We start from the raw sequence: 20,803 nt of genomic DNA, 5'->3' as shown, positions 1-20,803 counted from the left end.
AAATTTCGCGCGCGGCGCTGCCGCGGCACCAGGAGTACTTCATCATGATGCGTTCGTTGTGGATTGCCAAAACGGGCCTGGAAGGTCAACAGACCTCCATGGACGTGATCTCGAACAACTTGGCCAACGTTTCCACCAACGGGTTCAAGCGCGGCCGCGCCGTGTTCCAGGACTTGATGTACCAAACGCTGCGCCAGCCCGGTGCGCAAGTCGGCGACGCCACGCAACTGCCGTCCGGCCTGCAATTGGGCACGGGCGCCCGCGTGGCCGCCACCGAGCGCATCCACACCGCCGGCAACCTGAACAACACGGGCGGCGAAATGGACATCGCCATCAACGGCCGTGGCTTCCTGCAAGTCGAACTGCCCGACGGCACCCAGGGCTACACCCGTGACGGCGCCCTGCAACGCGACCAGAACGGCCAGCTGACGACCGTCAGCGGCTACGTCATCCAGCCGCCCATGAACGTGCCGGACAACGCCTTGTCCATCTCCATCGGCAAGGACGGCATCGTCTCGGTGACCCAGCCCGGCGCCGCCGGCGTGAACGTGCAGATCGGCCAGTTGCAGATCGCCACCTTCATCAACCCCACCGGCCTGCAAAGCATCGGCGAAAACCTGTATCTGGAAACAGATGCATCGGGCCCCGCCAACCTGCTGCAACCCGGCGTGGACGGCGCGGGTTCGATCATGCAGAACTACGTTGAAACGTCCAACGTGAACGTGGCTGAGGAACTGGTCAACATGATCACGACCCAGCGCGCCTACGAAATGAACAGCAAGGCCGTCAAGACCTCTGACGAGATGCTGGCCCGCCTGACCCAACTGTGATGCCCATGTCTGTCCTGCGTCTGGTATTCGCTGCGGCGCTGGCTATGCTGGCGGCCGGTTGCGCCATGATCCCGCCCGAGCCCATCGTGACCGGGCCGACCACGGCCGCGCCGCCGCCGCCGCCCATGCCGATGGCGCAGCCGACGGGCTCGATCTATCAACCCACCACGTACGGCAACTATCCGTTGTTCGAGGATCGTCGTCCGCGCAACGTGGGCGACATCGTCACCATCGTGCTGAACGAACGCACCAATGCGTCCAAGAACGTGGCGACGAATACGAACCGCACCGGATCGGCCACGCTGGGTATTGCCGCCGCCCCGTCCTTCATGGACAGCTGGGCGGGCGCCAACCTGAACACCGACGCCAAGGGCGGCAACGTGGCGCAGGGCAAGGGCGACAGCACCGCCAACAATGCCTTTACCGGCACCATCACCACGACGGTCGTGGGCGTGATGTCGAACGGCAATTTGCAGGTGGCTGGCGAGAAGCAGATCGCGATCAACCGCGGCAGCGAATACGTACGCTTCGCCGGGGTGGTCGACCCGCGCTCCATCACCGGCACGAACACCGTGTCGTCCACGCAGGTGGCCGACGCCCGCATCGAATATCGCAGCAAGGGCGTCATGGACGAAGTTCAGACCATGGGCTGGCTGCAACGCTTCTTCCTGCTTGCTTCGCCGTTCTGACCATGACAAAACCCACCTCCATATCCGCCATGCTGTCCCTGTTCGCCCGTGTGTGCGTGGCGGTAGGGCTGGTGGCCGGCGCCGGCGCGGCGCACGCCGAGCGGCTCAAGGACCTGGCCTCGATCCAGGGCGTGCGGGGCAACCAGTTGATCGGCTACGGCCTGGTCGTGGGCCTGGACGGCAGCGGCGACCAGGTTCGCCAGACGCCTTTCACGCAGCAAAGCCTGACCAACATGCTGTCGCAGCTGGGCATCACTGTGCCCGCCGGCAGCAACATGCAGTTGAAGAACGTGGCGGCCGTCATGGTCACCACCACCTTGCCCGCGTTCGCGCGGCCCGGCCAGACGCTGGACGTGGTGGTGTCGTCCATGGGTAACGCCAAGAGCCTGCGCGGCGGCACCTTGCTGATGACCCCGCTCAAGGGCGCGGACAGCCAGGTCTACGCCATCGCCCAGGGCAACATCCTGGTCGGCGGCGCGGGCGCATCGGCCGGCGGCTCCAGCGTGCAGATCAACCAATTGAACGGCGGCCGCATCAGCGCGGGCGCCATCGTCGAACGCGGCGTGCCCACCACGTTCTCGCGCGACGGCTATATCCACGTCGAACTGAACAACACCGACTTCGGCACCGCGCAGAACGTGGCGCAGGCGCTGAACCGCAAGTTTGGCCAAGGCACGGCCACCGCGCTGGACGGCCGCGTGGTGCAGGTGCGCACGCCCATGGAGCAGTCCTCGCAGGCGCGCTTCCTGTCGCAAGTAGAAGACTTGCAGGTGGCGCGCGCGCCCACGGTGGCCAAGGTCATCATCAACGCCCGCACCGGTTCCGTCGTGATGAACCGCACGGTCATGATTGAAGAGGCGGCCGTGGCCCATGGCAACCTGTCGGTCATCATCAACCGCCAGAACCAGGTGTCGCAACCGGACACCCCGTTCACGGAAGGGCAGACCGTGGTGGTGCCCAACACGCAGATCGAAGTGCGCCAGGACAACGGCTCGTTGCAGCGCGTAAGCACCAGCGCCAACCTGGCTGATGTGGTCAAGGGCCTGAATGCCCTGGGCGCCACGCCGCAGGACCTGCTGGCCATCTTGCAGGCCATGAAAAGCGCGGGCGCCTTGCGCGCCGAACTGGAAATCATCTGACGGCCATGGCGATTACTCAAGATGCGGCAAGCGGCGCGGGCCGCCAGGAATCGGTCTTTGACATGGGCCGCTTGTCGGACCTGAAGCGCGACGTCAAGAAAGACCCCGCCGGCACCGAGCAGCAAAAGCAGGTCGCCAAGCAGTTCGAAGCCCTGTTCCTGCAAATGATGGTCAAGCGCATGCGCGAGGCCACGCCCAAGGAAGGCCTGTTCGATTCGCAGCAGACGCAAATGATGCAGTCCATGGCCGACGAGCAATTGGCGCTGCACCTGGCTTCGCCCGGCATCGGCCTGACGCAATCCATCCTGTCGCAGATGCAGCAAGGCAAGCCGGCGGACATGTCCGACGAGGCGGTGCGCGCGATCGGGCAGGGCGGCGACCTGGACTTCCGCACGGGCGGTTCGCGCGAGGTGTCGGCACTGCTGAACGTGATGCGCAACAACCGTCCCAGCGACCGCGCGCTGGCCGCCGCCGAAGGCGCGCCCGAGCACGTGGTGGACTTCGTGTCGAAGATGTCGCGCGCGGCCAACCTGGCGTCGCAGCAAAGCGGCGTGCCGGCTCGCCTGATCATGGGTCAGGCAGCGTTGGAATCGGGCTGGGGCAAGCGCGAAATCAAGCACCCGGACGGCAGCACCAGCTACAACCTGTTCGGTATCAAGGCAGGCGCAAGCTGGAACGGCAAGGTCGTCAACGTGCTGACCACCGAATACGAAGGCGGCGTTGCCAAAAAGGTGACGCAGCCGTTCCGTGCCTATTCCTCTTACGAGGAATCGTTCTCGGACTACGCCCGCCTGATTGGCAACAGCCCCCGCTACGAGGCCGTTACCCAGGCGCGCAACGAGATCGACGCGGCGCGCAAGATCCAGGACGCGGGCTACGCAACCGACCCGCGTTATGCACAAAAACTGATCGGCATCATGGGCCAATTGCGCGGCGCGGCCTCCAACGTGGAAATTTCTCGCCAGATGTTGGAAGGACTCTAAATTTGGACGATCTCCTGCCGTTATTGGAGTATCCAGAAATATCAGCTGCGGTTACATACGGGGCATTGTCAGCATGAACTTGTACAAAACAGCGCTGGGCGGGCTGAACGCCGCCCAGGCCGGCCTGGCAACCACCAGCCACAACATCAACAATGCCACCACGGTCGGCTACAACCGCCAGCGCGTCCTGACCTCGACCGCCGGCGCCCAAGCCACCGCCAACGGTTACATCGGCCGCGGCGTGCAAGTGGACACGGTTGAGCGCAGCTACGACAGCTTCCTGTACAAGCAGCTGGTCGGCGCGCAAGGCAGCGGTGCGCAATTGCAGACGCAGTTTGCACAGGTGTCGCAGATCAACAATCTGTTCGCCGACCGCACCGTGGGCATCGCCCCGGGCCTGACCGATTTCTTCACCAGCATGAACACGGTTGCCAGCAAGCCTGCCGACCCGGCGGCCCGCGCCGACCTGCTGGGCAAGGCCAACAGCCTGACCACGCAGATCCGCTCGGCCTATTCCGAGATGCAGAACCAGCGTGAAGGGCTGAACACGCAGATCACCACGACGGTCGATCAGGTCAACAGCTACCTGAGCCGCATCGACGACCTGAACACGCAGATTTCTCTGGCGGCGGGCAAGGCCAATGGCAGCCCCCCCAACGACTTGCTCGACCAGCGCGACCAGGCGGTGTTGGAACTGAACCAGATCGTGGGCATCACCACCTACGAGCAGGGCAACAAGATCAATATTTCGTTGACCAAGGGCGGCCAGTCGCTGCTGTCGGGCACGACGCTGTATCCGCTGCAAGCGGTGGCCTCGTCCAAGGACGCCAGCCGCACGGTCGTGGCCTACACGCTGCCGGCCGGTTCGGGCAAGACCGTCGCCGTTGAAATGAACGACAGCGACGTCACGGGCGGCAGCCTGGGCGGCCTGTTGCAGTTTCGCGCGACGTCGCTGGACACGATGCAGAACCAGCTGGGCCAGATGGCCGTTGGCCTGGCACTGTCGTTCAACGAGCAACACAAGCAGGGCCTGGACCAGAACGGCAACCCGGGCACCGACTTTTTCAGTATCGGCTCGCCCACGGGCGTGCCCAACACCGCGAACAAGAGCAACGCGCAGCTGACCGGCCAGTTCACCACGTTGAACAACATCAACGCCAAGGACTACGAGATCTCGTTCGACGGCACCAACTACCAGGTGCTGCGCATGCCGGAAGGCGCGCGCGTGTACAACGGCCCCGCGACCGGCACGCCGCCGAACGCCACGCTGAACCTGGACGCCGAGATGGGCGTGACGCTGACGATCGACGCGCCGCCGCAAGCCGGCGACAAGTGGTCGCTGTCGCCCACCCGCGATGCCGCGCGTGACATCAACGTGCTGATCACCGATCCGGAAAAAGTGGCCGCGGCCGACGCCGATGGCGGCGACGCCAACGGCAAGAACGCCCTGAAGCTGGCGCAACTGCAAAGCGCCAAGGTGTTGGGCCACGGCACGATGAGCACGACGGACATGTTCGCCCTGGTGGTGAACACGGTGGGTGTGCAGACCGCCCAGGTGAAGACGGCCGCCACGGCGCAGGCCAACCTGATCAAGCAGACGACGGCTGCCCAGCAGGCGGTGTCGGGCGTGAACCTGAACGAAGAATACGTCAGCCTGTCGATCTATCAAGAGCAGTACCAAGCCAGCGCCCGCATCATCGATGTGGCCAGCACCGTGTTCGACACGCTGTTGGGCCTGCGCGGCTAAGGCGATCTTTACTGTGATGACTAAAAAGCAATTCGGAGTTGGACCATGCGCTTGAGCACCTCGATGATGTACGCGAACGGCCTGAGCGGCATTATGGCTCAGGAATCCGACATGAACCGCCTGGTTGAACAGGTCGGCAGCGGTCGCAAGTTTCTGACGCCCGCGGACGATCCCCTGTCGGCCTCGCTGTCCATCGGCGTGGCGCAGACCAAGAGCATGAACAGCACGTACGGCATGAACCGTGACACGGCCATGACGAACCTGGGGCAGGAAAGCAACGTCCTGGAGTCCATCACCACCGCGTTGCAGGACGTGCGCACCCGCGTCATCCAGGCCGGTAACGGCACGTTTGCCGACAGCGACCGCCAAGCCTTGTCGACCGCGCTGAAAAGCGCCCGCGACGCACTGCTGGGCCTGGCGAACAGCACGGACGGCAACGGCCAGTACGTGTTCTCGGGCTATCAGGGCGGCGTGGTGCCTTACTCGCAGGACACCACGGGCAAGATCGTCTACAGCGGCGCCACCGGCGAACGCACGGTGCAGGTGGACCAATCGCGCCAGTTGTCCACCAGCGATCTGGGCAGCGATGTGTTCGGCCGCGCCAACCCCGGTTCGCAGGCTTACGTCAGCACCGCCGCCAACGGCAACACCGGCACGGCGCAGTTCAGCACGGTGTCGGTCACGCCGGGTTCGGCCAACATCGGCAAGAATTTCCAGGTCCAGTTCGAAGCGGACCCCACCACGGGCAGCATGGGCTACCGCGTCACCACGACGGACCCGAATGCCAACCCGCCCGTGCCGCCCGTCGTCACGCCCGCGCCGCCCGCCACCGCCACGCCCTATACCGATGGCGCGGCCATCGACTTCGGTGGCGTGTCGGTTGTGATCAAGGGCACGCCGGCCAACGGCGATGTCATCAATGTCGAGTCCGTGCAGTCGGCGGACCTGGATATGTTCAACACGCTGGACAGCCTGATCAAGGTGCTGGATTCGCCGATCGCCGGTGATGAAGTTGCCCTGGCCAAGCTGAACAACGAACTGGCCACGGCCAACAAGAAGTTGTCGAACAACTACGACAACGTCCTGACCGTGGCGGCTTCGGTCGGCGCCCGCATGAACGAGCTGGAAGCGCTGGACGCGACCGGCACGAAGAAGGGCCTGACGTATTCCAAGACGTTGTCGGACCTGGAAGATCTGGATTACTACGCCGGCACCAGCCAGCTTGCCTTGCGCCAGGTGGCGCTGCAAGCCGCGTCCGGCGCGTTCCTGACCATCCAGGGATCCAGCCTTTTCAGCCGCAAATAAGCGGCAGGTTTTCCAGGCCGGGCCAGGATAGGGCTTGAGCCTAGTGCGCCACTCTCGGACGCTTCCGGTCAAGGGCCGGGGCGTCCGTGGTTGCGTTCAGGGTAGGTTGTGTCGTTTCACGTTGCTTAACGCTCGGGTATTTCATGCTTGTCAATTTGAAAGTCCGCACCTGTATCGTCCTGGTGCTGTTGCTCTTCACGGCCGCCATGTTCGCGTCGAACGGCGTGGCGTGGATGGGTCTCAATTCCAGCAACGCCAAGCTGGAACAGGTCAATGACGCCTATTCCAATCAGGCGACCCAGCTCAATCGCGCGTACGCCGCATTCCTGCGTGGCCGCTTGCTGCTGGCCAATTCGCTGATGGACATGCAGCAGGGCAAGACCGAGCAGGCCACCTCGCAGGCCAAGCGCGCAGACGCGCTGATGCAGGAAGGCAACCAACAGCTGGACGCCTTCCGCAAAAACCCCCGCATGCCGGGCTCGGACGCCGTGGTTCAAAAGCTGGAAGCCGGCTACAAGCAGTTCGAAGACGTCTACAAGCGTCAGGCCGCCGCGCTGGCGAACCTGGCCATTCAAGATTATCTGGACCTGAACGATGCCGGCGGCGCCGCCAACACGGCGTTCCGCGAAGGCGTGTATGGCGTCTTGCAGTTTGTCGATGCGCGCACTGACGAATTGGTGGTGCAGGCCGAGGTCGACCACCGCATCTCGCGCACGGTCACCATTGCACTGCTGGCCATTTCGCTGCTGTTGGCGCTGGGCTGCTGGCTGTTCATCAACCGCACGGTGCTGCGTCCGCTGCATCAGGCGGGCGAGCACTTCGACAAGATTTCCGGTGGCGACTTCACCGGCCGTATCGACGTGCGCAGCACCAATGAAATCGGCCAGCTGTTTGCCGCCATCAAGCGCATGCAGGAAAGCCTGACGCGCACGGTGGCCACGGTGCGCCGTGGCGTGGACGAGATCAACGTGGGCGCGCGGGAAATTTCCGCCGGCAACACCGACCTGTCCAGCCGTACGGAACAACAGGCCGCCTCGCTGGAAGAAACCGCTGCGTCGATGGAGCAACTGGCGTCCACCGTCAAGCAGAACGCCGACAACGCACGCCAAGCCAATCAGCTGGCTGCCAGCGCGTCGGACGTGGCCGAGCGCGGTGGTTCGGCGGTGTCGGAAGTGGTCAGCACGATGCAGGGCATTTCCGCCAGCTCGCGCAAGATCTCGGAAATCGTTTCCGTCATTGATGGCATCGCGTTCCAGACCAACATCCTGGCGCTGAACGCCGCCGTGGAAGCGGCGCGCGCGGGTGAGCAGGGCAAGGGCTTTGCGGTGGTGGCGGGCGAGGTGCGCTCGCTGGCCCAGCGCAGCGCGCAGGCCGCCAAGGAAATCAAGGGCTTGATCGAAGACTCCGTCAACAAGGTTGGCGCGGGTTCGCAGCAGGTGGAACGCGCCGGCGCGACGATGCAAGAAATCGTTGCCTCGGTGAAGCGCGTGACGGACATCATGGGCGAGATCTCGGCCGCATCGGAAGAACAATCCAGCGGCATCGACCAGGTCAACCGCGCCGTCTCGCAGATGGATGAAGTCACGCAGCAGAACGCGGCGCTGGTAGAAGAAGCGGCCGCTGCGGCGGGCTCGCTGCAAGAGCAGGCCCAACGCCTGGCGGAAGCCGTGGCGGTGTTCAAGATCAATGCGGGCGAAGTCATCGAAGTGCCGGCGCGTCAACTTGCCGCGCAGCAAAGCGCGCCGCGCGTGTCGCCGCCGCAATCGCCGCCGCAAGCTTCCACCCACGCCTCGGCCCACGCCCGAGCATCGACCCCGTCATCGTCCGCCCCTCGCGCCTCTGCCGCGCGCCTGGCCACGCCGATGCCGGCCGCTGCCGAACCGGCAACGCAAGAGTCGGACGACGAATACGAAGCGTCGACGCAGCCCGCACCCGCCCCGGCGGCCGCGCCTGCGCCTGCGCCGCGCAAGACCCAGGTGGCGCGCCCCAAGCCGGCGGCTACCGCCGCCACGGTGGTGCGCCCGTTGCGCCGCCCGGCGACGCGCGCTGATGGCGCCGGCGCGGGCGGAGCGGCAACGTCTCCCTCCGCGCCCGCCGCCAGCCGCCGTCCGCCGCCCGCGGATGATGATTGGGAGTCCTTCTGACGCAACCCACGTCAGTGCATTGAACAGGCAGTCGATTACGAACAGTACCCCCCCTTTACGGACCGGCGGCCACAGCGTGCCGCCGGGACGACTACCGGAACTCTTGGAACATGTTTAGCAATCTGAAGGTGCGCACGGGCTTGATGCTCGCTCAGTTGGCAGTTGCCCTGGCCGCACTGGTTGCAATTGGTTTGGGCTGGAACAGCATGCAGGCCAGTGCTGTCACGATCAACGCGCTGGATTCGCTGAGCGTGCAGCAAAGCAATCTGATCAAGGACGCGTACACGCAGATGTTGCGCGCCACGATCCGTGCGGATATCGCCGCTGCGCAACGTGCGGCGGGCGACGCGAACGGCGCCGCCGACAACTCGCGCACCGTGCAGCAACTGATCGGCGATGCGAACAAGAAGATGGAAGCGTTCAAGGCCGTGCCCAAGCTCACGACCATGGGCAAGACGGCGGAAGGCGAGCTGATTGCGACGTTCAACGCCTTCTCGGGGGCCTTGCAGGCCATGATGGGCGCGCTGGACAAGGGCGACGCCGCGACGTACCTGACGCTGAAGAACACCAAGGCGGGCGCCGCCAGCGGTGCTTTTTTCAAGCAGCTGAGCGATTTCGCCGGCAACATCAATACCTTCAGCGAACAAGAAGTGCAGGCCGCGCGCTCGCAGGCGTCCACGATGACGTTTGTGTACCTGGGCCTGGCCGCGTTGATCCTGGCTGTGTCGCTGGGCGCCTTCCTGTTCATGAACCGCGTCATCCTGCGCCCCTTGCGCGCCGTCAGCGAGAGCTTTGACAAGATCGCGGGCGGCGACCTGACCGTGCGCGTGGAAGCCACCTCGTCCAATGAAATTGGCCATTTGATGGCGGCGGTCAAGCGCATGCAGGAAAGCCTGACGCGCACCGTGTCGGCCGTGCGCCGTGGTGTAGACGAAATCAACGTGGGCTCGCGTGAAATCTCCGCTGGCAACACGGACCTGTCCAGCCGCACCGAGCAGCAAGCCGCTTCCTTGCAGGAAACCGCCGCGTCGATGGAGCAGCTGGCATCTACCGTCAAGCAGAACGCCGACAACGCGCGCCAGGCCAACCAGTTGGCGGCCAGCGCGTCGGACGTGGCGGAGCGGGGCGGTTCGGCGGTGTCGGAAGTGGTCAACACCATGCACGACATCTCAGCCAGCTCGCGCAAGATCTCGGAAATCGTGTCCGTCATTGATGGCATCGCCTTCCAGACCAACATCCTGGCGCTGAACGCCGCGGTGGAAGCGGCGCGTGCGGGCGAGCAGGGCAAGGGCTTTGCCGTGGTGGCGGGCGAGGTGCGCTCGCTGGCGCAGCGCAGCGCGCAGGCCGCCAAGGAAATCAAGGGCTTGATCGAAGACTCCGTCAACAAGGTTGGCGCGGGTTCGCAGCAGGTCGAACGCGCAGGCGCGACCATGCAGGAAATCGTCGCGTCGGTGAAACGCGTGACGGACATCATGGGTGAGATCTCGGCGGCCTCGGACGAGCAGTCCAGCGGCATCGACCAGGTCAACCGCGCCGTGTCGCAGATGGACGAAGTGACGCAGCAGAACGCGGCGCTGGTGGAAGAAGCCGCCGCGGCGGCCGGTTCGCTGCAAGAGCAGGCCGAACGTCTGGTCCAGGCCGTGGCCGTGTTCAAGATCAATGCGGGTGAAGTCATTGAAGTGCCGGCTCGCCAGCTGGCGCAGCAGCAACCGCAGCGTCGCGCGCCGCGCGTGGCCGCACCGGCTGCCGCGTCCGAAGCGCCCGCCGAAGCGCCGGCACCCGCGCGCGCCGCGCCGGCCGTGCGCCTGACGCATGCCACGCGAGCCAAGCCGGCCGCCTCCGCTGAAGGCGCCACCGCGACACGTCCGGTGCGTCGTCCGGCACCGCGCGCCGCCGCCCCGGCAGGTGAGGCCAAACCGGCCCCCGCGCCGAGCCGCCGTACCGCGCCGTCCGACGACGACTGGGAATCTTTTTGATGCCGGCGCAGCCGGCGAACAGGTAAGGTATGCGAGGCTATAGACATCTTCTGGCGGCCGCCGCCATCGCGTTGTTGCTGGGCGGCTGCGCGGCCACGGGTCATAACTTTGATCCGGGCAAGCTGGGCACCCTGACCCCGGGCCAGACGACGCTGGAAGAAGCCTCGCGCGCGCTCACCGCGCCGCCTGACAAGCTATACAGACAGACCGACGGCACGCAGCTTGCCCTCTGGTCCTTCAAGATCACGTTTGTCGCCGATGGGCTGTACAGCCGCAAGGAAGCGCTGTTGCAGTTCGGCCCGGATGGCCGCTTGATGCGGCTGGTCGACAGCACCAATATTCTGCTGGAACCTTGGGAACGCCAGAAGTTGCTGGGCCCCGCGCCCATGCCCGACGTGCGTCAGGACTGGGCGCAGCCCGTGGCCGAACCCGAGGTCCAAACCATCTACATACCTGGTCCGGGCGAACCGGCCGTGTTGGCGCCGAAAGGCAAGTAGCGCTGGAAATCCGGTAGAGAGCATTGCGGCTCACGCCGCAATGTACGTCGCCTTGAATGTACCCGCCGTGTAACAGGGCGTGTCCACAAGGTGGTTTTTCATTTGGTCAGAGCAGTTCCTGAGGGATGGGGAAATAATATGGAAGCGAGTCTCGAATCCGGCGCAAAGGCCGGCAAAGGCGGCAAGAAAAAGGCCGCGCGCGCACCCAAGGTGAAACGCAAGCTACGGCTGCGCGACGCCCGCGTCGGCACGATGCTGCTGTGGGTCATGGCGTTCTTCGCGATCTTGATCGCGGCCGTCGGCGGTCTGGCGGCATTCTTCTTGCAGCACAATTACGAGTCCATCCGCGAAGTCAACGCGCTGACCGAACGCGCCAAGCAGGTCGAGGTCATTAACAGCGACATGCTGCGCGCCCGCGTCAGCCTGATGGTGGCCGCGCGCCACTTGCAGGAATCGGGCTGGGGCAGCGGCGAGAACTCGGCACGCGATGCAGCCGCCGCGCTCAAGGGCGCCACGGACCTGCTGACGGGCGTGCGCAGCCGCTTCTCGGACTTCCAGAAAAACATGCTTCAGGACGACACCGGCCGCCAACTGTCGATGAACCTGGTGCGCCGCTACCGCTCGTACATTGACGACGGCGTCGACACGATGGTCGAAGCCCTGCGCAGCGAAGACTATTCAACGTTCTACATGGTGAACAACGAATATGGCACGCCGCGCAGCGCCGCCTTCATCGAGGCGATCAGCGACTTCAGCAAGTACATCGGCGACCAGCAGCAAGCCACGATCGACCAGGCCGAAGCCAACTTCAACCGCGCCATGGTTGCCGTGGGTGTCGCCGTGGGCCTGGCCCTGCTGTTGATGGTGTTCTGCCGCATCCTGTTCGGCCGCCTGGTGGTGCGCCCCTTGGTGGAAGCCGGCCAGCACTTCGACAAGATCGCCGCCGGCGACCTGACCAGCCGCGTGGAAGTCAAATCGCATAATGAAATCGGCCAGCTGATGGCTGCCGTCAAGCGCATGCAGGAAAGCCTGTCGCGTACGGTGGCGACGGTGCGCCGTGGCGTGGACGAGATCACCGTGGGTTCGCGCGAGATCGCGGCCGGCAACACCGACTTGTCCAGCCGCACGGAAGAGCAGGCGGCATCGCTGGAAGAAACCGCCGCGTCGATGGAAGAACTGGCATCTACCGTGAAGCAGAACGCCGACAACGCACGCCAGGCCAATCAATTGGCCGCCAGCGCGTCGGACGTGGCCGAGCGCGGTGGTTCGGCGGTGTCGGAAGTGGTCAGCACGATGCAGGGCATTTCCGCCAGCTCGCGCAAGATTTCCGAAATCGTGTCCGTCATCGATGGCATTGCATTCCAGACCAACATCCTGGCGCTGAACGCCGCCGTGGAAGCGGCGCGTGCCGGCGAGCAAGGCAAGGGCTTTGCGGTGGTGGCGGGCGAAGTGCGCTCGTTGGCTCAGCGCAGCGCGCAGGCCGCCAAGGAAATCAAGGGCTTGATCGAAGACTCGGTGCACAAGGTTGGCGCCGGTTCGCAGCAGGTCGAACGCGCCGGTGCGACGATGCAGGAAATCGTCGCGTCGGTAAAGCGCGTGACGGACATCATGGGCGAAATCTCGGCCGCATCGGAAGAACAATCCAGCGGCATCGACCAGGTCAACCGCGCCGTCTCGCAGATGGACGAAGTGACGCAGCAGAACGCGGCGCTGGTGGAAGAAGCGGCGGCTGCCGCCGGTTCGCTGCAAGATCAGGCGCATCGTCTGGCCGAAGCCGTGGCGGTGTTCAAGATCAACGCGGGCGAAGTCATTGAAGTGCCCGCGCATCAACTCAGCGGCTACGCGTCGCCGACGTTGACGCAGGGCTGATCGCCACCGACTTCCCGCCGGGGCACGCCTCGGCGGGAACGTCATGCTGGACGGCGTCACGATGCAATGTCGTGACGTTGCAATGCTGTGACGTTGCCATGCTGTGACGTCGCCATGCTCCGACGTGCCCGCGCCCAAGCGGCGAATTAATACGCACGTTAAGTTTTCGAAAATAAGTCCGTTAATAACAATAACGCCTGGGGAAGGGCGGTGAACAGTGTTTGACGATAGGGCGGCGCTCGCGGCGCGTCCATCGGACAAACCGGGCGGGGACAGGTTTATCCGGGGCGTTAGGGCCGGTTTGCTCGCTGCTAATCATTCGCTGCTCTATAGATGTCACTGGAGACTAGCTGTGCGCGTAAACCTACCCATCAACGATGTGGAAACCAAGCTGCGCGAGGATCAGTACCTGATCTCGCGCACCGACACCAAGGGCCGCATCGTTTACGCGAACCCGGCTTTTGTCGAAGTCAGCGGATTTACCCGCGAAGAACTGATCGGCAAGCCGCACAACATCGTGCGCCATCCCGACATGCCGCCCGAAGCCTACGCAGATCTGTGGGAAACGCTGGAAGCCGGCGAGTCGTGGTTGGGCCTGGTCAAGAATCGTCGCAAGGACGGTGGCTACTACTGGGTGCTGGCCAACGCCACGCCCATCGTCGAGAACGACGAAGTGGTGGCGTATTCGTCCGTGCGCGTGCGCCCGTCCGACGAACAGATCGAGATGGCAGAAGATCTCTACGCCCGCATCCGCGAAGGCACGGCACGCGGCGTCCGCATCAAGCGCGGACGGCCGGTGCGCGCTGGTTGGCGGCGTGGCTTGGACGTGATCGCGTTTCCGTTCCGGCGCAGCGTGCGCAGCCGTATGTTCCGTCATGCCCTGGTGTCCGCGGGCATCGTGGCGGGCGCGGGCGCCTATGGCCTGCACGCCAATTGGGACAGCTTGGGCGTGTGGGGCGCCGGCCTGGGTTGCGGGGTGATCGCGTTGGGCGTGATGGCCATTTTTGGCATGGGCTGGAGCTTGTCGCGGTCGCTGCTGGACCCGATGCAGGATGCCGCCAACATGGCGCGCCAGGTTGCCGCCGGCAATCTCACCACGCAGATCATCGCGGACTCGGATGACGAAGTCGGCAGCTTGAAGTTCTCGCTGGAAGTCATGCGCAAGAGCCTGATCGGCATCGCGCAGGACGTCTATCGCGGCATTGAGGGCACGACGCATGCGGCCGTGCACATCGCGCGCGGCAACCAGGAACTGGCCGGCCGCACGGAAGGGCAGGCGTCTTCCTTGCAGCAGACGGCCGCCAGCATGGAGCAGCTGACGTCCACCGTGCGCCAGAACGCGGACAACGCACGTCAAGCCAACCAATTGGCGGCCAGCAGCATGGACGTGGCGCGGCGCGGTGGCGTGGCGGTGGGCCAGGTGGTGGACACCATGCACGGCATTTCGGCCAGCTCGCGCAAGATCGCCGACATCGTCAGCATCATCGAAGGCATTGCGTTCCAGACCAACATCCTGGCGTTGAACGCTGCCGTGGAAGCGGCCCGCGCCGGTGAAACCGGCAAGGGTTTCGCGGTGGTGGCGGGCGAAGTGCGCAGCCTGGCGCAAAAGAGCGCGCAGGCGGCCAAGGAGATCAAGGGGTTGATCGAGGATTCCGTGGACCGCGTGTCGGAAGGTTCGGCGCAGGCCGAGCAGGCGGGCGCGACGATGGAAGAAATCGTGGCCGCCGTCAATCGGGTCACCGACATCATCGGCGAGATCTCGCAAGCGTCCCAAGAGCAGTCCAGCGGCATCGAGCAGGTCGATACCGCCGTGTCGCAGATGGACGTAATGACCGTGCAGAACACGGCGCTGGTGCAGGAACTGGGCGGTGCGGTGATGCAGCTGGGCACGCAGTCCGGCGCGCTGCGCGAGACGATTCGCGTCTTCCGCCTGACAGGGCAGCCGTAGCCTTTTTCGTAAGCCTCCTATAGACGCGCGGCGCCTACGCTGCGCACACTGGCCCCTCTCATTGGATTCGTCCTGGAGGGGCCAGTGTCTTTGCAGGCGCACATTTATCGTTTTACGTTCACGCCCGCCAGTGGCGCGGCATTCGACGTCATTGAATTCACGCTGGACGAGGCGCTGTCCGAGACGTATCGGCTATGCGTGGAGTTGTCCAGCTTTGATCCCGCGGTGGATTTCGGCGCGCTGCTGGATCAGCCGGCGCTGTTCACGATATGGCGCGGGGCGGTGGCTGTGCGGCACGTGCACGGCGTCGTCACTGAATTTGTCCAGGGCGACACGGGCTTTCGGCGCACGCGGTATCGGCTGGTGCTGGAACCGTCATTGGCGCGCGCCGCGCTGTGTTCCGATTGGCGCATCTATCAGCATCTGTCCGCGCCCGAGATCCTGGCTGACGTCATCAAGCGGCAGGGCATTACCGACTACGAACAGGTGACGACGCAGGAACACCTGCCGCGCGAATATTGCGTGCAGGCCGGCGACACGGACTTGGCGTTTATCGGCAGGCTGGCGGCCGAGGAAGGCTATTTCTATCGCTATGCGCATTCGGAGCATGGGCACCGTTTGATTCATGGCGACCGGATTTATATCCACGGCGAGATCGCGGGCGGGCCGGTGGTTTACAACCCGATGCCGGGAGGCGATCAGGCAGAACCCGCGTTGCATCGGCTTTCTTATGCCGAGCGCGTGCGCACCGCCGTGCAGACGCAGCGCGACTACACCTACACGCATCCGCGCTACAGCCAGGAACATTCGCCGGTTGCATCGGATCTTTCTCATCAGGATGCCCGCTACGAACGCTACGACTATCCCGGCCGGTACAAACGCGATGAGGCGGGTCAGCCGTTTACCCAGACGCGCTTACTGGGCCGCCGCCGCGATGCGCGCGTGGCACTGGTCGAAGGGGATGACGCGCGCTTGATTCCTGGCGTGGCGTTCGATCTCGTGGGCCATCCTCGTGAAGACTGGAACCATGGTTGGCGACCCGTGCGGATGCAACATCGGGGCGTGCAGCCTGCCAGCCAGGAAGAAGACGGGTTCGGAGCCGAATACGGTCAGCAAGGCGGGCTGGATCATGGCCCGATGCACCGCTCGGAATATCGCCCGGAGCACGGCACACAATACCGCTACACCGCTGAACTGGTGCCCGACAACGTCGATTGGAAACCCGAGCCCTTACCCAAGCCGCGTATCGACGGCCACCAGATGGCGACGGTGGTCGGCCCGCCCAATGAAGAAATCTATTGCGACGAATGGGGCCGCGTCAAAGTCCAATTCCCGTGGGATCGCGTAGGCGAGCACAACGAACATAGCTCGTGCTGGATTCGCGTATCGCAGAACTGGGCCGGTGCGCAGTGGGGCCACATGGCGATACCTCGCATCGGACAAGAGGTCATCGTGCAATTCGCAAACGGCGACCCGGACCAGCCGCTGATAATCGGCAGAACTTTCCGAGCGACCAATCTGCCGCCCTATGAACTGCCGCGCCACAACGTCCTGAACACCATCAAGAGCAAGGAATTCAGGGGCAATCGCGCCAACGAATTGCGGCTGGATGACACGTCCGCACAGATCAGCGCGGCGTTGATGAGCGAACACGGCGATACACAGCTGCATCTGGGGTATCTGACGCATCCGCGTCCCAGCGGTGGGCAAGCTCGCGGTGAAGGGTTCGAACTGCGCACGGATGAACACGGTGCCTTGCGCGCGGCGAAGGGATTGTTGCTGACGGCCGAGACGCAACTGCACGCCAAGGGCGGGCAGTTGGATAGATCCGATATCGTCGCGGCTTTGCAAGTGGCGCTGGAACTTGCCCGCAACCTGGGGGATTACGCCGAGAAGCATGAAGGCATTACCCACGACGCCCAGCCGCAGCAATCCCTGTCGGATGCGGTGCGCGACCTGGGCCACGGCGCCAATAACCAGTCGGACGGTAACGGCCTAGGCGACGTTGGCGCCATCGCGCTAAGCGCGCCAGCCGGCATCGCCGCCGCCACGCCGGCCGGCATCGTGATGTCGGCCGGTGGCAATGTGGACAGCGTCGCGCAGCAGCATCAGCAGGTCAGCGCGGGCGACAAGATCGTGCTGAACGCGGGCGGCGATGTAGGCCTGTTCTCGCAAAGCGGCGCGCTGCGCCAGATCGCGCATCAAGGCGAAATGCTGCTACAGGCGCAGCACAACGCCATCCGCATCCAGGCCGATCAAAGCGCGGAAATCACGTCCAGCCAACAACACGTGCTGGTCGCCGCCGACAAGCACATCACGTTGCTGTGTGGCGGGGCGACGATCAAGATCGCCGACGGCAACATCGAACTGGGCATGCCGGGCACGTTTACGGTGAAGGCAGCGCAGCACGTTTTTTCGGGGCCAAGCAGCGCGTCGATGGAATTCAACACCTGGGACGCAACGCCCTTCGACGACGCCTACGTCGTGCGAGACGCCGCCAGCCTAGAGCCGCTGGCGCACACCAAGGTGGAATTGCGCCGGGGTGACGGCGCCATCTTTCAGGTGGTCACCGACGCTCAGGGCCGCCTGCCCATGCAGCAGGATCTGTTGATGGACCTGGTCAGCATGCGCACCGTGTCGGCTGATTCCGACGCACAAGACAATCGCAAGGAAAACGCATGAAGCCGATGCTGCCCGATGACGAGGTGCTGATTCCGTGTACACGCGACGACCTGGGCCGGCGAGTGTATTCAACACGCCTGACGCCGACGGAAGACAAGCGCGACAAGGTGCTGCTTTGCTCCGTGCCGGCGCCGATACCGGTGGTGTTTCTGCCCGGGATCATGGGTACGAATTTGCGCAATAAAGCGACCAAGGCGTCGGTATGGCAACCGCCAAATACCAGCTTTTCAATCGCCGATATCTTTGGGCTGATTGCCGCGATCTTTACCTGGTGGAGCCGGGGTCCAAAGGTGCGTCAGAAGCTGCTGGATCCGGCGGCCGTCGAGGTGGACGGCAGCGGCCCGATCAGTCTGGGCGATTCTGGGCTAAACGCCGACGCGGCACGACGACGGGGGTGGGGCAGCGCTCACAAGATGTACTACCACCCGTTCCTGGCCCGCCTGGAACAACTGCTGGACAACATCTATCGAGCGCGAAAAATTCAAAAGTGGTGGAACGAAGAAAGCCTGCGCGACCCCGCGGAATACGGCGAGGAACGGGGCCAGGTCACCGCGCTGACGGAAGGCGAATTAATGCACGCCGGCAAATACCAGTTCGACGTCTGGTGCGCCGGCTACAACTGGCTGCAATCCAATGCGGATTCCGCAGCAGACATCCGCGACTACCTCGAAAACACGGTGCTAGCCCATTACCGCGACGAAGGCGGCGTCAGCGCCGAGCAAGCCGACAGCATGAAGGTGATCCTGGTCACGCACTCGATGGGCGGCATCGTCAGCCGCGCGCTGACTCAGTTGCAGGGGTACGACCGCGTGCTGGGCGTAGTCCACGGCGTGCAGCCCGCCAGCGGCGCACCAGCGGCCTATCACCACATGCGCTGCGGTTACGAAGGCGCGGTTCAGATCATCCTGGGGTCCAACGCCGGCGAGGTCACCGCAGTCGTGGGGCGTTCGCCGGGCGGCCTGGAATTGCTACCCACGACACAGCACCGAGGCGGCATGCCATGGCTGTTCCTGCGCGATGCCAAGGGGCAGGTGTTGAAAGACGCAGCCGGTGTTCCCCGCGCCTATCCGCAACGCGGGAATCCGTACGAAGAAATTTATAAAACCGAAGCGTGGTATGGCTTGGTGCCGGAGCAGAACACGAAGTATTTGAATATGTTGGAGAAGTCGGAGGGATCGGCGATTGACTTGGATCTGCGGAAGACCTTCAAAATCCAACTGGATCAAGTTGCCAAATTTCAAGGTGCCCTGGCGGCCGGAGGCTATCACCCCCACACGTATGCCCATTACGGGGCCGATGATGGATTGCATAGTTGGCGCGAGATTATCTGGCAAGGCGATCCCACACCCTTGGAAATATTCGGTGCCAAGCCTCGCGACGATGGCAATGGCAGCTACCAGGGTTGGTTCGAACGCAAGCTCCCCACTTTGATCCCTACGACGCCGGCTTGGACTGCTCAGGGCCAGGACACTCACGGCAGTGGAGGAGATGGAACCGTGTCAACAGATTCCGGCCGGCTGCCGGGAAGAAGCGGCATAAAAGCAAGTTTCCGGCACGGCAGTAAAGGCTACGGCGACTACAACAAAGACGAGGGTTACGAACACGCAGATAGCTATGTTGATGAGCGCGCTCAATGGGCGGCGATATTCAGCATCATAAAAATTGCGCAGCTCGCAAACTGGCATCCTTCTGACAAGGGGGTGACATGACCCACCAAAGTCGAGCGTTGATTGCTATTGGCTTGGCGGCTTCCCTGATGCTCTCCGGCTGCTCCTCCTTTTCAACTCACTCTCGGAATGTCGTCGTGAAAAAAGACGAATGGATTACGCACTGCTTTGGTCGGTATGTTATCGACCTTCCACCGGATGCTGTCGTTAGGCCAAGTTATAAGCTGTGGGGTATCCAGCTGGAATCACTCAAAGGTCCGGCATCGGCGCTTGATGACGTCATTAATGTTCGAGAGCGTGAATTGAAAGCGCAACCTCACTTGAAATCAGGTGGGACCATGTTCGTTCGTCGAGTTGCGCTTAGCCCGACCTCAACGGGTCTTTATTCTTGGTACGTGGACTTTAGCGACGAGGCTTATCTTCTAGACACCTACGCTGTTGCTGAGCCTGCCGGCCGAGTCTTCCGCCTAAAAGTTCCGATATCACCTGACCGCGAAGAGCGCGCGATGCAACGCGCAAAGACCTGGACCAGCAACCTGCGTTCACGCGAACCGCTTGAAATTCCGACCGACCCCGGCTTCTGCATCGACGGCGGCTTCATCGCCGGCAGCGCATTCCAAGTCGAAGAGTTCGAGGTTGGCGTGACCTTCCCCAATCATCCCGGGGCGCAATTTCTATTCCGCTCCAGCACTGGCGCCGAAGAAAACCGCTTGCTGGAAAGGATGGGCGGCTTCCTGATGGGCGTTGCCAAGCTAGTCGCGGGCATGACCACCTTGCGCAAAGGCGAGCGCAACATCGGCCCGATCCAGGCGGAGGAATACGCCACGGCGGGCAGCCAGGAAGGACAGCGGCTTTACTCTTTTACCTGGGAATCGCAGGGCAAGGATGACTCGATCACCGAGCCCAATCTAGCCGCGCAATTGGGTGTCCTGGAGCGCAACCGCGACAACCAAGGCAACCCGCCACCGCCCGCGTTTGCATCGGACGCGGAGGCCGTGGCGTTATGGGACGCGATCGTCGAATCGATTCGCTTGCGCCCCGGCGCGGCGGGCGCGTCGTCAAGCCAGGGCAATGCGAGCACGGGGATGACGGCGGTGTCCGGCACGCCTTGCCCGTGGCCTGGCATCTGGAAGTGCGACGGCGCGGCGCAGGAACCTGAGCAGACCTTCATGCATGGCCAGATTTTGCCGCTGGTCGACGGGCGTGTAGTGCCGTGGCGGCTGGTCAAAGCGTTCTGATAGGCAGCGATATGAGTCCTGTGTTTCGAGCATTGATTGCTGCTGGCGTGGCGGCTTCCCTGGCGCTGTCCGGTTGCTCCGCTTTCCCG

14 protein-coding genes are annotated in these 20,803 nt (G+C 63.8%); all 14 read left to right on the top strand.

The genetic code is table 11. The features are described 5' to 3' along the window. Nucleotides 1-44 precede the first annotated feature (44 nt). The 14 genes from flgG (at nucleotide 45) to AC0Z35_RS11155 (ending at nucleotide 20,714) form a co-directional block, all read left to right on the top strand. Nucleotides 45-830, top strand: a complete 786-nt coding sequence (gene flgG, locus AC0Z35_RS11220) for a flagellar basal-body rod protein FlgG (protein WP_006219047.1) — start codon at nucleotides 45-47, stop codon at nucleotides 828-830. Continuing rightward, a complete protein-coding gene (locus AC0Z35_RS11215; RefSeq protein ID WP_046807742.1) occupies nucleotides 830-1,519 on the top strand; it encodes a flagellar basal body L-ring protein FlgH in 690 nt (229 codons plus the stop codon). The genes flgG and AC0Z35_RS11215 overlap by 1 nt, the downstream gene beginning before the upstream one ends. 2 nt (nucleotides 1,520-1,521) lie before the next feature. Then, a complete protein-coding gene (locus tag AC0Z35_RS11210; protein WP_046807741.1) occupies nucleotides 1,522-2,658 on the top strand; it encodes a flagellar basal body P-ring protein FlgI in 1,137 nt (378 codons plus the stop codon). A gap of 5 nt (nucleotides 2,659-2,663) precedes the next feature. After that, nucleotides 2,664-3,641 carry a flagellar assembly peptidoglycan hydrolase FlgJ gene (gene flgJ, locus AC0Z35_RS11205; RefSeq protein WP_046807740.1) on the top strand — a complete coding sequence of 326 codons (978 nt, stop codon included), beginning with the start codon at nucleotides 2,664-2,666 and terminating at the stop codon, nucleotides 3,639-3,641. 73 nt (nucleotides 3,642-3,714) lie between these two features. Continuing rightward, nucleotides 3,715-5,388 carry a flagellar hook-associated protein FlgK gene (flgK, locus tag AC0Z35_RS11200; RefSeq protein ID WP_046807739.1) on the top strand — a complete coding sequence of 558 codons (1,674 nt, stop codon included), beginning with the start codon at nucleotides 3,715-3,717 and terminating at the stop codon, nucleotides 5,386-5,388. A 45-nt stretch (nucleotides 5,389-5,433) separates the two neighbouring features. Beyond that, nucleotides 5,434-6,693, top strand: coding sequence for a flagellar hook-associated protein FlgL (gene flgL, locus AC0Z35_RS11195; protein WP_046807738.1), 1,260 nt, complete (start codon nucleotides 5,434-5,436; stop codon nucleotides 6,691-6,693). Between the two features lie 143 nt (nucleotides 6,694-6,836). After that, nucleotides 6,837-8,837: a methyl-accepting chemotaxis protein gene (locus AC0Z35_RS11190; protein WP_485131974.1), complete on the top strand. Its 2,001-nt coding sequence runs from the start codon at nucleotides 6,837-6,839 to the stop codon at nucleotides 8,835-8,837. Between the two features lie 110 nt (nucleotides 8,838-8,947). Continuing rightward, nucleotides 8,948-10,813 carry a methyl-accepting chemotaxis protein gene (locus AC0Z35_RS11185; RefSeq protein WP_485131973.1) on the top strand — a complete coding sequence of 622 codons (1,866 nt, stop codon included), beginning with the start codon at nucleotides 8,948-8,950 and terminating at the stop codon, nucleotides 10,811-10,813. Between the two features lie 29 nt (nucleotides 10,814-10,842). Further along, on the top strand, nucleotides 10,843-11,310 hold the full coding sequence (locus AC0Z35_RS11180) for a hypothetical protein (RefSeq protein WP_046807735.1): 468 nt from the start codon (nucleotides 10,843-10,845) through the stop codon (nucleotides 11,308-11,310). 138 nt (nucleotides 11,311-11,448) lie between these two features. Continuing rightward, nucleotides 11,449-13,179 carry a methyl-accepting chemotaxis protein gene (locus tag AC0Z35_RS11175; RefSeq protein ID WP_046807734.1) on the top strand — a complete coding sequence of 577 codons (1,731 nt, stop codon included), beginning with the start codon at nucleotides 11,449-11,451 and terminating at the stop codon, nucleotides 13,177-13,179. Nucleotides 13,180-13,531: 352 nt separating this feature from the next. Continuing rightward, complete coding sequence (locus AC0Z35_RS11170; protein ID WP_120155000.1) at nucleotides 13,532-15,127, top strand: methyl-accepting chemotaxis protein; 1,596 nt, start codon at nucleotides 13,532-13,534, stop codon at nucleotides 15,125-15,127. Between the two features lie 84 nt (nucleotides 15,128-15,211). Further along, nucleotides 15,212-17,809: a type VI secretion system Vgr family protein gene (locus AC0Z35_RS11165; RefSeq protein WP_485131972.1), complete on the top strand. Its 2,598-nt coding sequence runs from the start codon at nucleotides 15,212-15,214 to the stop codon at nucleotides 17,807-17,809. Then, nucleotides 17,806-19,518 (top strand): esterase/lipase family protein, encoded by a 1,713-nt coding sequence (locus tag AC0Z35_RS11160; RefSeq protein ID WP_485131971.1) that lies wholly within the window; start codon nucleotides 17,806-17,808, stop codon nucleotides 19,516-19,518. The genes AC0Z35_RS11165 and AC0Z35_RS11160 overlap by 4 nt, the downstream gene beginning before the upstream one ends. Continuing rightward, nucleotides 19,515-20,714 carry a T6SS immunity protein Tli4 family protein gene (locus AC0Z35_RS11155; RefSeq protein ID WP_485131970.1) on the top strand — a complete coding sequence of 400 codons (1,200 nt, stop codon included), beginning with the start codon at nucleotides 19,515-19,517 and terminating at the stop codon, nucleotides 20,712-20,714. The genes AC0Z35_RS11160 and AC0Z35_RS11155 overlap by 4 nt, the downstream gene beginning before the upstream one ends. Nucleotides 20,715-20,803 lie beyond the last annotated feature (89 nt).

Source organism: Achromobacter sp. 1L-A-4-B-C2, from assembly GCF_057291955.1.
The sequence above is the reverse complement of the archived record's forward strand: the minus strand, read 5'-3'. Positions and strand labels throughout refer to the sequence as shown.

What these genes read in the sequence shown, in the direction of transcription:
- flgG (WP_006219047.1), top strand. Translation starts at nt 45, where the DNA reads ATGATGCGTTCGTTGTGGATTGCCAAAACGGGCCTGGAAGGTCAACAG.
- AC0Z35_RS11215 (WP_046807742.1), top strand. Translation starts at nt 830, where the DNA reads ATGCCCATGTCTGTCCTGCGTCTGGTATTCGCTGCGGCGCTGGCTATG.
- AC0Z35_RS11210 (WP_046807741.1), top strand. Translation starts at nt 1,522, where the DNA reads ATGACAAAACCCACCTCCATATCCGCCATGCTGTCCCTGTTCGCCCGT.
- flgJ (WP_046807740.1), top strand. Translation starts at nt 2,664, where the DNA reads ATGGCGATTACTCAAGATGCGGCAAGCGGCGCGGGCCGCCAGGAATCG.
- flgK (WP_046807739.1), top strand. Translation starts at nt 3,715, where the DNA reads ATGAACTTGTACAAAACAGCGCTGGGCGGGCTGAACGCCGCCCAGGCC.
- flgL (WP_046807738.1), top strand. Translation starts at nt 5,434, where the DNA reads ATGCGCTTGAGCACCTCGATGATGTACGCGAACGGCCTGAGCGGCATT.
- AC0Z35_RS11190 (WP_485131974.1), top strand. Translation starts at nt 6,837, where the DNA reads ATGCTTGTCAATTTGAAAGTCCGCACCTGTATCGTCCTGGTGCTGTTG.
- AC0Z35_RS11185 (WP_485131973.1), top strand. Translation starts at nt 8,948, where the DNA reads ATGTTTAGCAATCTGAAGGTGCGCACGGGCTTGATGCTCGCTCAGTTG.
- AC0Z35_RS11180 (WP_046807735.1), top strand. Translation starts at nt 10,843, where the DNA reads ATGCGAGGCTATAGACATCTTCTGGCGGCCGCCGCCATCGCGTTGTTG.
- AC0Z35_RS11175 (WP_046807734.1), top strand. Translation starts at nt 11,449, where the DNA reads ATGGAAGCGAGTCTCGAATCCGGCGCAAAGGCCGGCAAAGGCGGCAAG.
- AC0Z35_RS11160 (WP_485131971.1), top strand. Translation starts at nt 17,806, where the DNA reads ATGAAGCCGATGCTGCCCGATGACGAGGTGCTGATTCCGTGTACACGC.
- AC0Z35_RS11155 (WP_485131970.1), top strand. Translation starts at nt 19,515, where the DNA reads ATGACCCACCAAAGTCGAGCGTTGATTGCTATTGGCTTGGCGGCTTCC.